This is a genomic window from Ramlibacter sp. JJN2-2R (assembly GCF_057747835.1).
Window position 1 is genome coordinate 639157 of record NZ_CM173226.1, and the last position, 13707, is coordinate 652863.

At 72.6% G+C, this 13707-nt stretch carries 12 protein-coding genes and 1 tRNA gene; 4 read left to right on the forward strand and 9 right to left on the reverse strand.

Going from position 1 to position 13707, the window contains the following annotated elements:
- From mdoH to AC3ANR_RS03185, 7 genes are all read right to left on the reverse strand, one after another.
- Positions 1-2040: a glucans biosynthesis glucosyltransferase MdoH gene (gene mdoH / locus AC3ANR_RS03155; RefSeq protein WP_488290426.1), complete on the reverse strand. Its 2040-nt coding sequence runs from the start codon at positions 2038-2040 to the stop codon at positions 1-3.
- Entirely contained in the window at positions 2004-3566 is a 1563-nt protein-coding gene (locus tag AC3ANR_RS03160; protein WP_488290427.1) for a glucan biosynthesis protein G, read from the reverse strand. The genes mdoH and AC3ANR_RS03160 overlap by 37 nt, the downstream gene beginning before the upstream one ends.
- 149 nt (positions 3567-3715) lie before the next feature.
- On the reverse strand, positions 3716-5128 hold the full coding sequence (locus AC3ANR_RS03165) for a sigma 54-interacting transcriptional regulator (RefSeq protein WP_488290428.1): 1413 nt from the start codon (positions 5126-5128) through the stop codon (positions 3716-3718).
- 7 nt (positions 5129-5135) lie between these two features.
- Positions 5136-5717, reverse strand: coding sequence for a hypothetical protein (locus AC3ANR_RS03170; RefSeq protein ID WP_488290429.1), 582 nt, complete (start codon positions 5715-5717; stop codon positions 5136-5138).
- A complete protein-coding gene (locus tag AC3ANR_RS03175) occupies positions 5707-7140 on the reverse strand; it encodes a sensor histidine kinase (RefSeq protein ID WP_488290430.1) in 1434 nt (477 codons plus the stop codon). Before AC3ANR_RS03175 ends, AC3ANR_RS03170 begins: the two co-directional genes overlap by 11 nt.
- 4 nt (positions 7141-7144) lie before the next feature.
- The gene (gene miaB, locus AC3ANR_RS03180; RefSeq protein ID WP_488290431.1) at positions 7145-8476 is read right to left on the reverse strand and encodes a tRNA (N6-isopentenyl adenosine(37)-C2)-methylthiotransferase MiaB; all 1332 of its coding nucleotides are present in this window, start codon (positions 8474-8476) and stop codon (positions 7145-7147) included.
- 4 nt (positions 8477-8480) lie between these two features.
- Positions 8481-8879, reverse strand: coding sequence for a hypothetical protein (locus AC3ANR_RS03185; RefSeq protein WP_488290432.1), 399 nt, complete (start codon positions 8877-8879; stop codon positions 8481-8483).
- Between the two features lie 84 nt (positions 8880-8963).
- On the opposite strand from AC3ANR_RS03185, the gene AC3ANR_RS03190 reads away from it, so the two are divergent.
- The gene (locus AC3ANR_RS03190; protein WP_488290433.1) at positions 8964-10136 is read left to right on the forward strand and encodes a tetratricopeptide repeat protein; all 1173 of its coding nucleotides are present in this window, start codon (positions 8964-8966) and stop codon (positions 10134-10136) included.
- 42 nt (positions 10137-10178) lie between these two features.
- Here AC3ANR_RS03190 and AC3ANR_RS03195 read toward each other — a convergent pair.
- Positions 10179-10255 (reverse strand) — tRNA-Met (locus tag AC3ANR_RS03195).
- Between the two features lie 28 nt (positions 10256-10283).
- Positions 10284-11063 (reverse strand): enoyl-CoA hydratase, encoded by a 780-nt coding sequence (locus tag AC3ANR_RS03200; RefSeq protein ID WP_488290434.1) that lies wholly within the window; start codon positions 11061-11063, stop codon positions 10284-10286.
- 97 nt (positions 11064-11160) lie between these two features.
- On the opposite strand from AC3ANR_RS03200, the gene AC3ANR_RS03205 reads away from it, so the two are divergent.
- The 3 genes from AC3ANR_RS03205 to paaK are packed head-to-tail and all read left to right on the forward strand — an operon-like array spanning position 11161 to position 13690.
- Entirely contained in the window at positions 11161-11964 is an 804-nt protein-coding gene (locus AC3ANR_RS03205; protein ID WP_488290435.1) for an enoyl-CoA hydratase-related protein, read from the forward strand.
- On the forward strand, positions 11964-12395 hold the full coding sequence (gene paaI, locus AC3ANR_RS03210; protein ID WP_488290436.1) for a hydroxyphenylacetyl-CoA thioesterase PaaI: 432 nt from the start codon (positions 11964-11966) through the stop codon (positions 12393-12395). The genes AC3ANR_RS03205 and paaI overlap by 1 nt, the downstream gene beginning before the upstream one ends.
- Positions 12392-13690, forward strand: a complete 1299-nt coding sequence (gene paaK / locus AC3ANR_RS03215; protein ID WP_488290437.1) for a phenylacetate--CoA ligase PaaK — start codon at positions 12392-12394, stop codon at positions 13688-13690. Before paaI ends, paaK begins: the two co-directional genes overlap by 4 nt.
- The last annotated feature ends 17 nt before the right edge of the window (positions 13691-13707 follow it).

A 13707-nucleotide genomic window follows, 5' to 3' on the forward strand; every position in this document is an offset into this window, starting at 1 on the left:
TCAAGCCGCGCGCAGCAGGCGCGCCGCGCGGCCGGCGTGCAGGCGGGCCCGCCGCAACACGGCGGGCGACCAGGTTTCCTCCGGGATCAGCAGCAGCCCGCGCGCGCGTGCGGCCGTGCCGAGCTCCACGTGGCTGGTGAGGACGGCCACCGGCACCGACAGCAGCAGCGGCACGGCCACCGGCAGCAGCGCGGCGACCGCGTGCGGATCGAACCAGGCGATGCAAGCCGCCAGCGCCGCCACGGTTCCGGTCAGCGGCAGCAGCCGCGACGCCGCATCGGCCCAGCCGAGGCCGCTCGCCTCGCGCGGGGGCGAGGTCCAGTGCAGCTTGATGCCGGTGAGGGCGACCACCACGAACAGCGAGTGCGCCAGCATCCGCACCGGCGCCTGCAGCAGGGCTAGCCCGGTCTCGAACGCCGCCCCGCCGACCAGCCGCGACAGGCCGCCGAACTCGGCCTGCTCGCCGCGCAGCACGACGGCGGCGATGCCGAGCACGCGCGGCAGGAACAGCATGCACAGCGCCCACAGCCACAACGCCACCAGTTCGGTCGGCGACGCGCCGATGTCCCCCAGCAGCGGCCCGCCCGACATCCACAGCGCCGCGCCGGAGACCAGGAACGCCAGCCACAGCGGCGCGGACAGGTACGACATGGCGCCGATCGCGAACATCGCGCGGTGCACCCGGTGCATGCCGGGCTCGGCGATCAGGCGCGCGTTCTGCAGGTTGCCCTGGCACCAGCGGCGGTCGCGCTGCAGCTCGGACAGCAGGTCCGGGGGCTGCTGCTCGTAGCTGCCGGCCAGGTCCGGCACCAGCCACACGTGGTAGCCGGCGCGGCGCATCAGCGCCGCCTCGACGAAGTCGTGCGACATGATCCCGCCGGACAGGCCGCCGCGGCCGGGCAGCGGCGCGAGGCCGCAGTGGCGCATGAACGGCTCGACGCGCAGGATGGCGTTGTGGCCCCAGTAGTGCGACTCGCCCAGCTGCCAGAACTGCAGGCCGAGCGTGAACAGGCGGCCGGTCACGCGGGCGGCGAACTGCTGCGCCCGCGCATGCAGCGTGACGTGGCCGATCGGCTGGGTGGCCGTCTGGATGATGCCGGCGCGCGGGTGGGCCTCCATCAGCTTGGCCAGCGTCACCACGCAGTCGCCGCTCATCACGCTGTCGGCGTCGAGCACCACCATGTAGCGGTAGTCCTTGCCCCAGCGGCGGCAGAAGTCGGCGACGTTGCCCGCCTTGCGGTGCGTGCGGCGGGCGCGGTGGCGGTAGTAGACCTCCACCGGCGTGCCCGGCTGCGCGGCCAGCGCGGCGCGCAGTTCCTCCCAGGCGGCCCGCTCGGCCGCGACCGTCGCCGGCGCGCTGCTGTCGGACAGCACGAAGACGTCGAACTGTGCCGAGCGCCCGGTGGCGGCGAGCGACTCGCAGGTCGCGCGCAGGCCGGCGAAGACGGTTGCCACATGCTCCTCGCAGATCGGCATCACCAGTGCGGTGCGCACGTCGGGGGCGAGCGGGCGATCCTGCACCGAGCGCGCCGATAGGCCGTGGCGGTCGCCGCGCAGCGTGACCCAGAAGCCCATGAGCGCGGTGACGAAGCCGGTCACCACCCAGGCCGACAGCGCGGCGAACAGCGCCACCTGCGCGAACTTCAGCCCGGGCGAGGTGTCGTCCGGCCGCGCGTTGGCGAAGAGCACCGTGGCCGCGATGCTGCTGAGCACCGCGATGGCCAGGAACGCCGCGCGGCGGCGCGTCGCGGCGCGCTCCCACGGCTGCGGCGCCGGGCGCACGCCCCGCGCGCCGTGGCCGGCCGGGCCCCGGACCAGGCCCAGCAAGCCAGCGGCCAGGCCGGGCCAGAAGCCCTGCCACGGGTGCGTGGGCATCGAGCCGCGGTGGATCGGCGGCGCCGTCACCGAATTGGGGTGGCGCTCCTCGCGCGCCGGGCTGCGGCGCGGCAGGGGGCGGTGCGCGAGCGCCGCGCCGCCGCCGGCATCGGCCTCGCTGGCCCGCCTCAGCGGGCGGTGTCGGGTAGCACGATGTTGGTCCATGTTTCGCTCACGATGTCGTTGCCGTGTTGGAGGAAGGCGCGCAGTTCGACCGGCCGGGCGGGGTCCACGGGCCGGAAGCGGATCACTGCGCGCCAGGAGCGCGTGGCGGGGTTGAACCACGCGAGTTGCTGTTCGATGCGGCCGTTGGCGTCGGCGGTGGCCACCGGCCGCACGGGCGCATCCGGCGCCAGCGCGTCCAGCGCCGGCCCGGTGAAGTCGAGGACGTACTGCACGCTGCCGGCCAGGGCGGCCGCTTCGTCGGCGCGGTGGTAGCCGAGGCCTCGGCGGCTCTGCGTCACCCACGCGCCGGGCGGGCGCTGCTGCGCATCGCCCTGCCAGGCCAGCTCGTACGCGTAGTCGAACGGCTCGCCGGGGGCGGGCAGGCGCGCCGGCACCCAGTACGCCACCACGTTGTCGTGGGTCTCGTCGGGCGTGGCCAGCTGCACCAGCTCGACCCGGCCCGGGCCCCAGTCGCCGAGCGGGCGCACCCAGGCGCTCGGACGGCGGTCGTAGCGGGCCTCGGTGTCCTCGTAGCTGGCGAATGCGCGGTCGCGCTGCATCAGGCCGAAGCCGCGCAGGCCGTCGAAGGCGAAGCTGGTGACGAGCAGCTCGCGCGGGTTCTGCAGCGGGCGCCACAGCCACTCGCCGCCGGCGCTGGCGATCATCAGGCCGTCGGAGTCGTGCACCTCGGGCCGGAAGTCGCCGGCGCGCGGCTGGTTCTCGCCGAACAGGAACATGCTGGTGAGCGGCGCGATGCCCAGCGTGGCCACCGGCCGGTCGCTCGCGCGCAGGAACAGCCGGGCGCGCACCTCCATGGTGGTCTGCGTGCCGGGCGTGATGGTGAAGCGGTAGGCGCCGGCCGCGCGCGGCGAATCCAGCAGGGCATGGATCACGAGTTGCCTGGCGCCGGGGCCGGGCCGCTCGAGCCAGAAATCGGTGAAGCGCGGGAACTCCTCGGGGCCGGCGGCGCCAACCGTGTCGATGGCCAGCGCGCGCGCCGACAGGCCGTATTGCTGGCCGGCGCCGAGCGCGCGGAAGTAGCTCGCGCCGAGGAAGACGACCAGCTCGTCCTTGTAGGCCGGCGTGTTCAGCGGGTAGTGGACGCGAAAGCCCGCATGGCCCAGGTCGGGCCAGTCCTGGGTCGGCAGCCGGTTGGCGCCGTAGTCGTAGTCCGCGGCCCGCCAGGGGATGGTGCGCGCCGTGCCATCCGCGTCCACCTCGTGGATGCGCACCGGCTCCGGGTGGTAGCGGCCGCGGTGGAAGAACATGGCCTCGAACGGCGCCGCGCCGTCGTGCCACTGGGCGCGCTCGGGCCGGAAGCGGATGTCACGCAGGCCGTCGTAGTCGAGCGCCGCGAGCTCGGCGGGCAAGCTGGTGCTGGCGGGCTGGAACGGCACCGCGGCACGCGCACGGGCCAGCTCGGCCACCTGCTCGAAGCCCCAGGCGGCACGCGCAGAGGTGCTCAGCAGGCATCCCAGCGCGGCAAAGAACAGGACAGCAAGACGAGCCCTCGGACAACGGGTCATCCCCTCCTAGTGCAAACCCTGGGCCAGTCTGGAAAAGGCCAGTGGCGACAAGCACTTGGCGGGGTGTCGGGGCGCGGGCGGGCGCAATCGGCGACGCCGGCGGCCGAAAACCGCGCTTTCCGTCGCCATGCGGCGACAGCTGGCGAGCTCTAGGGCTCGTCGCCCTTGGGCGGCGTGGCCTCCCCGGTGTCGCCATCCGGCGACACGGCGCCGGCGTCGCCCTTGAACAGGCCCGGCGTGAGGTCGTTCTTCTGCAGCAGGCGGTAGAACTCGGTGCGATTGCGCCCCGCCAGCCGCGCCGCATCGCTGACGTTGCCGTCGGTCATCTTGAGCAGCCCGACGAGGTACTCGCGCTCGAAGCGGCGCTTGGCCTCGGCATAGGTCTGCACCTCGACCGAGGGCACCCGCAGCGCGCGCTGCACCAGCGCCAGCGGCACCAGCGCCGTGGTCGACAGCGCACAGACCTGCTCCACCACGTTGTACAGCTGGCGGACGTTGCCCGGCCATGGCGCGGCCGCCAGGGCCTTGAGCGCCTCGGGCGCGAAGCCCGACAGCCGACGGCCGTACTTGGCCGCCAGCTTGAGCAGGAAATGGTTGGCTAGCAGCGGGATGTCCTCGCGCCGCTCGCCCAGCGTGGGCAGGCTCAGCGTGACGACGTTCAGGCGGTAGTACAGGTCCTGGCGGAACTGTCCGGCCTGCATCGCCGCGTCCAGGTCGCGGTGCGTGGCCGAGATGATGCGCACGTCCACCGGGATCGACTGGCTCGAGCCCAGAGGGCGCACCACCCGCTCCTGCAGCACGCGCAAGAGCTTCACCTGCAGCGCCGGCGGCATGTCGCCGATTTCGTCGAGCAGCAGCGTGCCGCCGTCGGCGGCCTGGAACAGGCCCTTGTGGTTGGCGACGGCATCGGTGAACGCGCCGCGGACGTGGCCGAACAGTTCCGACTCGAGCAGCGCCTCGGGAATGGCGCCGCAGTTGACCGCCACGAACGGCTTGCGCGCCCGCGGGCTCGCCTTGTGGATGGCCTGCGCCAGCAGCTCCTTGCCGCTGCCGCTGTCGCCGCGCAGCAGCACCGACGCATCGGAGCGCGCGACCATGCGCGCCTCCGCCAGCAGCTCGGCCATCCGCGCCGAGCGGCTGACGATGTCCTCGCGCCAGGACTCGTCGGCCGCCACCTGCACCACGCCGTCGGCGCCCAGCGCGACCGCCTGCGCGATCTTGTCGAGCAGCTGGCGCGGCTCGTAGGGCTTGGTGAGGTAGCCGAACACGCCGCGGGCGGTGGCTTCCACCGCATCGGGAATGGTGCCGTGGGCGGTCAGCAGGATCACCGGCAGCGACGGATGGTGCTGGCGGATCTCGTCGAACAGGCTCAGGCCGTCGCGCCCGGGCAGGCGCACGTCGCTGAGCACGAGGTTCGGCCGCTCGACGGCCAGCTGCGCCAGCGCGGCCTCGGCCGACGCGACCGCGGTGACCTGGTAGCCCGCCGCCTGCAGCCGCATGGACAGCAGCCGCAGCATGTCGGCATCGTCGTCCACCACCAGGATGCGGGCGCCGCTGCTCATGATGTCCTCACTGCGGCCGCGGCCGCGCGCGTTCGATCGCGCGCAGCGCGTCCAGCCGTTCGTTCAGCTGCTCGGCCCGCCGCTGCGCGTCTCGCAGCTGCTGCGCGTGCCGCTCGAGCTGGTCCTCCAGGCGCTTTTGCTCCGCCAGCTGCGCCGCCAGCTGCCGGCACAGGGGATGCAGCGGCCGCGCGTCGGGGGTGTCCTGCGCCAGCACGCGCTGCAGCAGCTGGCCGGCGCGCACGGCGTCCAGCGCGGCGCGGCTTTGCATCAGGGTGAGCGCGAGCTGCACCTGGGCCAGGGGCGTCGCGGGCGCGGCCGACAGCCGCGCCACTTCCTGCGCCAGCTCGGGCGCCGGCAGTCCGCGCACGCGGTCCGCGTGCGACAGCGCCTGGGCGATGGGCGAAGGCGCCTCGGCGTCGGCGCGCCGCGGCGGCGGCGCGGCCGGCACGGGATCGGCGGCCGGGGCGGCCACCGGCGGCGGGGCGGGCGGCGGCGGCGGTGGGGCGCTGGCGCAGCCGGCCAGCGCCAGGGCGACGGCCAGGCCGAAGGCGGGGCGCGGCAGGGGAGGGCGCGGACTCTCAGGCGGCATGGGGCAGTTCGATTCGAAAGTGGGCGCCTGGCTGGTGCTCGTGGGCGAGCAGTTCGATGCGGCCCCCATGGGCGGCGATGTATTCCTTGACGATGGACAGGCCGATGCCGGTGCCGGGCGGCGCGTCCTGCGGCTGCCGCTCGCCGCGGTAGAACGGCTCGAAGATGCGCTCGCGGTCCGCCGGCGCCACGCCCGGCCCGTCGTCGCTGACGTCGATGCCGGCGCGGCCCGGCAGGTCCACCAGCGCGACGCGGATGGTACCGCCGGGCGGGCAGTGGCGGATCGCGTTGGACAGCAGGTTGGCGATGGCGGTCGCGAGCTTGTCGGGGTCGACCGGCACGAGCAGCGGCTGGCCGGTGACGACCACGTGCACGCCGCGCGCCTGCCACTGCAGCCGCTGCGCTTCGACCTGGTCCTGCAGCAGCGCCAGGAGGTCGATCGTCTCGCGCCGCAGCTGGCGCGCGTCGAAAGCGGCCGCGTTGAACCGCAGCAGCGCCTCGATCCGCTCCTGCAGCACGGTCGTGTTGTGCTGCAGGATGCGGGTGACTTCGCGCTGGCGGGTGTTGAGCTCGCCGGGCACGCCCTCCTCGAGCAGCGACACGCCCTCGCGCAGCGCCGCCAGCGGCGTCTTGAGCTCGTGCGACACGTGGCGCAGGAACCGCGCCTTGTCGGCATCCAGCTCGGTCAGGCGCAGCCGCAGCCACTCCAGCTGCTGGCTCACCCGGCGCACGTCGGCGGGGCCGTCGATGTCGATCGGCTCCTCGAGCCGGTTCTCGCCCAGCCCGACGATGGCCCGCTCCATGCGCATGAACGGGCGCGCGAGCCAGATGCCCAGCCCGATGGCCAGCAGGGCGGCCAGCGCGATGGCCACCAGCACCTGCTGCATCAGGCGCGATCGGCTCTGGTCCAGGCGCTGGGCCAGTTCCACGTTGCGCGACTGGATCAGGCGCTGCACTTCGCGCGCGATGGCGCTGTTGATGGCGTCGAAATCGCGAAACCGCAGCGCGACGATGCGCTCGCGCTCCAGCGCATCCTCGGGCGGCCCGCGCAGCATCTCGGCCACCCGGTCCAGCTGCGAGAGCCAGGCCTGGGCGAGCGGGGCGGCCAGGCCCTGGTCGGTCAGGCGCTGCAGCGCGGTGCGCGCATGGCCGGTCTGGTCCTCGAAGCGGCGCCGCAGGACCAGGTCGCCCAGGATCAGCGACTGGCGCGCGGCGCGTTCCATGTCCAGCGTGCGCTCGGTCAGCATCTGCGCATTGGCCGACAGCTGCAGCGCGGCGTCGGCGGCCTCGGTGCGCTGGGCCATCAGCCCGTCCAGGATGACGACCGCGCGCAGCGCGGTGCCGCCCAGCAGCGCGCCCACCAGGATGAACGCGAGCAGCAGCAGCGCGCGGAACGACAGCCGGCCGAGGCGCGGGGCGGCCAAGGCGTCAGGCCGGCTCGCGCACCAGCACCTCGCCGCGCAGCGAATGCGGCAGGGCCTCGGTGACCAGGACGTCCACCATCTGCCCGACCAGGCGCTGCGGGCCGGCGAAGTTGACGATGCGGTTGCACTCGGTGCGGCCCATCAGCTCGGTCTTGTCCTTGCGCGAGGGGCCCTCGACCAGGATGCGCTGCACGGTGCCGGCGCGGCTGGCGCTGATGCGCCGCACGTTGTCCTCCAGCACGGCCTGCAGGTGCTGCAGGCGGCGCAGCTTGACCTCGTGCGGCGTGTCGTCCTGCAGCGCGGCGGCGGGCGTGCCCGGGCGCGGGCTGAAGATGAAGCTGAAGCTGGCGTCGTAGCCGACGTCCTCGACCAGCTTCATCAGCCGGGCGAAGTCGTCCTCGGTCTCGCCGGGGAAGCCGACGATGAAGTCGCTCGACAGCGCCAGCTGCGGACGCACGGCGCGCAGCTTGCGGATCGTGCTCTTGTATTCCATGGCGGTGTAGCCGCGCTTCATCGCCATCAGGATGCGGTCGCTGCCGTGCTGCACCGGCAGGTGCAGGTGGCTCACCAGCTTGGGCACCTTGCCGTACGCCTCGACCAGCCGCTGGGTGAATTCGTTGGGGTGGCTGGTGGTGTAGCGGATGCGCTCGATGCCGGGGATCTCGGCCACGTATTCGAGCAGCAGCGCGAAGTCGGCGATCTCGGCGGTGTCGCCCATGCGGCCGCGCCAGGCGTTCACGTTCTGGCCGAGCAGGGTGACCTCGCGCACGCCCTGGTCGGCCAGCTCGGCCACTTCGGCCAGCACGTCGTCCAGCGGCCGCGAGACCTCCTCGCCGCGCGTGTACGGCACGACGCAGTAGCTGCAGTACTTGCTGCAGCCTTCCATGATCGAGACGAACGCCGTGGGGCCGTCCACGCGGGCGGGCGGCAGGTGGTCGAACTTCTCGATCTCGGGAAAGCGGATGTCCACCTGCGGGCGGCCCTGCCGCTCGCGCGCGGCCAGCAGGTCCGGCAGGCGGTGCAGCGTCTGCGGCCCGAACACCACGTCGACGTACGGCGCGCGCTCGACGATGGCCGCGCCCTCCTGGCTGGCGACGCAGCCGCCCACGCCGATCAGCACGCCCTTTTGCTTCAGGTGCTTGACGCGCCCGAGGTCGGAGAACACCTTCTCCTGCGCCTTCTCGCGCACCGAGCAGGTGTTGAACAGGATCAGGTCGGCCTGCTCCGGATCGTCGGTGGGCTCGTAGCCCTGCGCCGCCTGCATCACGTCCGCCATCTTGTCCGAGTCGTACTCGTTCATCTGGCAGCCGAAGGTCTTGATGAAGACTTTCTTCATGGCCTCACCTGCGCGTGCCGAAGATCGCGGCGATCAGGTTCAGGAAGCTCTCGACGCCGCCGGTCGTGCCCTCGGGGCCGGCCTCGACCTTGGCGAATTCCTCGGGCGTGAGGATCCAGGCCTCGTGCACCAGGCCCGCGCTGTCGCGGCGGTAGACGACCGGCAGCGTCTGGCCGGCCAGGCTGGCCGAGAGCACGAGCATGTTGCGGGTGTCGCGGATGCGCGCGCCGGGCGACAGGCGGTCGGCCTTGCCGTCGAGCGTGATGTCGGGCGGGGTGGCCACCGCCATGCGGGCGGGCCGGACGTCGGTCGGCACTTCGCGCACGACGGACTGGGCGGCGGCATGGGCGGCGAACGCCAACGCCAGGGCGGCCGCGGCGGCGGCCGGAAACCAGCGGTTCATGGTGTAGATCCAGAGGCTGAGGAAGCCGACATTCTAGGTGCCACCATTGACGGCGCCGCGTCCGCGCACTAGAACGGACGTGCCATGGTCGCCACTTCACTTCGCCGGTTGCCGGCGGTCCTCGCGCTGGCCGCTGCGGCCCTGCTGGCCGGCTGCGCCACGCCCGCGCCGCCGCCGGCCGAGCCGGTGCGCGCCGCGCTGGCCCGCGGCGATGCGGCGTTCGCGCTGCGCGAGCTGCCCGCGGTGGATCCGGCCGAGCTGTTCGCGTTGCCGGCCGACCTGCGCGAGCTGCTGCACCAGCCGCAGATGCGCGCCCTGACCAGCGGCCAGCGCCTGAACCAGCTGCTGGACGCCATCTTCGGCGCCGACCGCCGCCGGTTCGGCTACGGCGCCGAGCAGTCGACCACCGCGGCGCAGACCTGGGCCGCGCACCGCGGCGACTGCCTGTCGCTCACCATCCTCACCTTCGCCGCCGCGCGCGAGCTGGGGCTGGACGCCCAGATGCAGGAAGTGCGCGTGCCGGCCATCTACGAGCGCCGCGCCGGCGTGGACTTCGTCAACCGGCACGTGAACGTGGCGGTGCGGCTGCGCAACCGCAACCCGATCGAGGAGGTGCTGCAGATGCAGACCGCCGTGATCGACTTCGAGCCGCTGCTCACCGGCGGCGAGCGCGGCCGGGCGCTGGGCGAGCGCGCGGTGCTGGCGCGCTTCCACAACAACCTCGGCAGCCAGGCGCTGGCCGCCGGCGACGCTGCGCGCGCCTATGCGCACTACCGCGCCGCGATCGCGGCCGATCCGGGCTATGCGGCGGCGCACGGCAACATCGCGGTGCTGCTGCAGCAGCGCGGCCTGGACGCGCCGGCCGAGCAACTGCTGCGGCACGCGGTCGCCCTGGGCGACCAGCCCGAGGTGGCGCTGGCGGCCCTGCACCGGCTGCTGCTGGCGCAGCACCGCGACGAGGAGGCGGTCGCCGTGGCGCGGCAGCTGCAGGCGGCCCAGGAAGCCGATCCGTACCACTGGATCGCGCGCGGCGTGGACGACCTGAACGACGGCCGCAACCGCCAGGCCGTCGAGGCGCTCGAGCATGCGCAGGAACTGACCTCGGGCTTCACCGAGGTGCACGGCTGGCTGGCGCTGGCCTACTGGCGGCTGGGCGAGCAGGGCCGGGCGCGCGCCCAGCTGGCCCAGCTGGAGGCGCTGCAGTCGGGCTCGCCGCTGGCGGGCAAGCTGCGCCGCAAGATGACCGCCACGCCCTGAGAACGAGAAAGGCCCGTTGCACGGGGTGCAACGGGCCTGGTGTGGTGGCGCTTCACGGACTCGAACCGCGGACCTGTGGATTATGATTCCATCGCTCTAACCGACTGAGCTAAAGCGCCGAGAGCCCGAGATTATACCGGAAGCGGCTCACCGGTGGCGAAACGCCGGTGTGCGCTTGGCCAGGAAGGCATCCATGCCCTCCTTCTGGTCGGCGGTGGCGAACATCGAGTGGAAGAGCCTGCGCTCGAACATCACGCCATCGGACAGCGTCGCCTCGAACGCCCGGTTGACGGCTTCCTTGGCCGCCAGCGCCGCCAGGCGCGGCATCTGGCAGATCGTCAGCGCGGCCGCCAGCGCCTCGTCCATCAGCTTGTCCAGCGCCACCACCCGGCTGACGAGCCCGGCGCGCTCGGCTTCCTGGGCGTCCATCATGCGGGCGGTCAGCACCATGTCCATGGCCTTGGACTTGCCCACCGCGCGCGGCAGCCGCTGCGTGCCGCCGGCGCCGGGGATGATGCCGATCTTGATCTCGGGCTGGCCGAACTTCGCGTTCTCGGCCGCGATGATGAAGTCGCACATCATCGCCAGCTCGCAGCCGCCGCCGAGCGCGAACCCGCTCACCGCTGCGATCACCGGCTTGCGCACCGAGCGGATGGTTTCCCAGTTGCGGGTGATGAAGTCGCGCCCGTAGACGTCGGCGAATTCGTATCTGGCCATGGCCGAGATGTCGGCGCCGGCGGCGAAGGCTTTCTCGCTGCCGGTCACGACGATGCAGCCGATGGCGTCGTCGGCGTCGAACGCGCGCAGCGCGGCGCCGAGCTCGTCCATCAGCTGGTCGTTCAGCGCGTTCAGTTGTTTCGGACGGTTGAGCATCACGATGCCGACCTGGCCGGCTTCGGTGCGCACCTCGATGGTGTCGTACGCCATGGGTTCTCCTCTGGGGCGCGTGAACTATACCCAAGGGAAACCATGCTCCGGGCGGCGCCGCGCCACTGCTAGAGTCGCCGGCAGGAGAGACACCGCCATGAGCGAACCGAACGTCCTGTTCGACACCCGCGGCCCGGTGGCGCTGATCACGCTGAACCGGCCCAAGTCCCTGAACAGCTTCACCCGCGCGATGCACCATGACCTGTGGGCCGCGCTGGACCGCATCGAGGCCGACCGGTCGATCCGCGCCGCCGTCATCACCGGCGCGGGCCGGGGCTTTTGCGCCGGCGCCGACCTGTCGGAGTTCGACCTCGCCGAGGGCCCGAACCTGGTCGAGCGCGCCGACCCCGGCCCGATCATCGACAAGGCCTTCAATCCCACCGTGCGCCGGCTGATGGCGCTGCGCGTGCCCACCATCGCCGCGGTCAACGGCGTTGCGGCCGGCGCCGGCGCCTCGCTGGCGATGACCTGCGACCTGGCGATCGCGTCGGCCGAGGCCACGTTCATCCAGGCCTTCAGCCGCATCGGGCTGATCCCGGACGCGGGCGGCACCTGGTTCCTGGTCAAGAAGCTGGGCGTGGCGCGCGCCATGGGCTGCGCGATGCTGGGCGACAAGCTGGGCGCCGCGGACGCCAAGGCGTGGGGAATGATCTGGGACGTGGCGCCGCAGGGGCAGGATTGCGTCGAGGCGGCCCTGGCCGTCGCGCAGCGCCTGGCCACCCTGCCCACCAAGGCGCTGGTCGCGACCCGGCAGCTGGTGCGCGCGGCCGCCGCCAACGACCTGGACACCCAGCTGGACCTGGAGCGCGACACGCAGTCGGCCCTGGGCCGCACGCACGACTACCTCGAGGGCGTCACCGCCTTCCTGCAGAAGCGGCCCCCCGCGTTCAGGGGCGAATGATGGGCCCCCGGGAACTGGCCGCCCGCGTCGGCGAGGCGATGTTCGAGAACGACCGCGCCTCGCGCGAGACCATGGGCATGGAGCTGGTGAGCTGCGAGCCGGGCCGCGCCGTGATGCGCATGCGCATCGACGAGCGCCACCTCAACGGCCACCTGATCTGCCACGGCGGCTTCATCTTCACGCTGGCGGACTCCACCTTCGCGTTCGCCTGCAACAGCCACAACAAGGTGACGGTGGCCGCCGGCTGCAGCATCGAATTCCTCAAGCCCGGCCACCCCGGCGACCTGCTCACCTGCGAGGGCGTCGAGCAGGTCCTGCAGGGCCGCCACGGCGTGTACGACATGAAGGTGACCAACCAGCGCGGCGAGGTCGTGGCGATGTTCCGCGGCAAGAGCGCGCAGATCCAGGGCCACGTGATCGCGGAGTCGTGATGACCAGCTTCCCCCTCGAACCGATCGAAACGGCCAGCGTCGACGAACTGCGGGCGCTGCAGCTCAAGCGCCTGCGGGCGACGCTCGCGCATGCGTACGCGAACTCGCCGGTGTACCGCGCCAAGTTCGACGCCGCGGGCGTGCATCCGGACGACTGCCGCTCGCTGGCGGACCTGGCGAGGTTCCCGTTCACGACCAAGGCCGACCTGCGCGACAACTACCCGTACGGGATGTTCGCCGTGCCGCGCTCCGCGTGCGTGCGCATCCACGCTTCCAGCGGCACGACCGGCAAGCCCACCGTGGTGGGCTACACGCGCGGCGACATCGACACCTGGGCCCACGTCGTGGCGCGCAGCCTGCGCGCCAGCGGAGCGCGGCCCGGCGACATGGTGCACGTGAGCTACGGCTACGGCCTGTTCACCGGCGGGCTGGGCGCGCACTACGGCGCCGAGAAGCTGGGGCTGACGGTGGTGCCCTTCGGCGGCGGGCAGACCGAGCGGCAGGTGCAGCTGATCAACGACTTCCGGCCCGACATCATCATGGTCACGCCCAGCTACATGCTGGCCATCGCCGACGAATTCGAGCGCCAGGGGCTCGACCCGCGCGAGTGCAGCCTGCGGCTGGGCATCTTCGGCGCCGAGCCCTGGACCAACGACATGCGCCAGGCCATCGAGCGGCGCATGGGCATGGACGCGGTGGACATCTACGGCCTGTCGGAGGTGATGGGCCCCGGGGTGGCCAACGAGTGCGTGGAGACCAAGGACGGCCCGACGATCTGGGAGGACCACTTCTATCCCGAGATCATCGACCCGCAGACCGGCCAGGTGCTGCCCGATGGCGAGCAGGGCGAGCTGGTGTTCACCAGCCTCACCAAGGAGGCGCTGCCCATCATCCGCTACCGCACGCGCGACCTCACGCGGCTGCTGCCCGGCACGGCGCGCACGATGCGGCGGATGGAGAAGATCACCGGCCGCAGCGACGACATGATGATCGTGCGCGGCGTGAACGTGTTCCCGACCCAGATCGAGGAGCTGATCTGCAAGCGGCCCGGCCTGGCGCCGCACTACCAGTGCGTGCTCACCCGCGAGGGGCCGCTGGACTGCCTGACCGTGGTCGTGGAGACGCGGCCGGAGATCACGCCGGACAGCAAGGAGGCGCAGGCCGCGGCCGAGCGCCTCGCGCACGACATCAAGACCTACGTCGGCACGACGGCCAGGATCGAGCTGCGGCCCGCCGGCGGCGTCGAGCGCAGCCTGGGCAAGGCCAGGCGCGTGGTCGACCAGCGCAAGCCGTGAGCTGACGGGGCCGGCCC